General features: G+C 32.3%; 1 pseudogene. It reads left to right on the top strand.

Annotated elements, in window-relative coordinates:
* Positions 1 to 21: 21 nt before the first annotated feature.
* Positions 22 to 402: pseudogene (locus E3E36_RS12470) on the top strand (NAD-dependent DNA ligase LigA); the annotation flags it as partial.

Raw genomic sequence — 402 nt, 5'->3', positions numbered from 1 at the left:
TAAACTAAAGCTACAGAAAACATTCAGCAACTAAAAGCCGTTTTACGTTTTAATGAATACAGGTATTATGTTTTGAATAATGCATTAATAAGCGATAATGAATATGATGCATTGTATAAACTATTAGAGAAAGTTGAAAAAAATCATCCTGAATTAATTACTAAAGATTCTCCAACACAACGCGTAGGAAGCAGCCTGAATGAGGGTTTTGCAACTGTTCAACATTTAGTACCAATGCTGAGTTTAGATAACAGCTACAACGCTGATGATTTGAAAGATTTTGACAGAAAGGCAAGAGAAGCAAGTGGATTAGCTATTATAGAATATTGTGTTGAACCTAAATTTGATGGTGCAAGTATTAGTTTAATTTATGAAAATGATATGCTTGTTCGCGGTACAACC

Source organism: Thermococcus sp. M36 (assembly GCF_012027355.1).
Taxonomy (GTDB): Archaea; Methanobacteriota_B; Thermococci; order Thermococcales; family Thermococcaceae; genus Thermococcus.
This window is presented reverse-complemented; position numbering and strand designations above follow the sequence as displayed.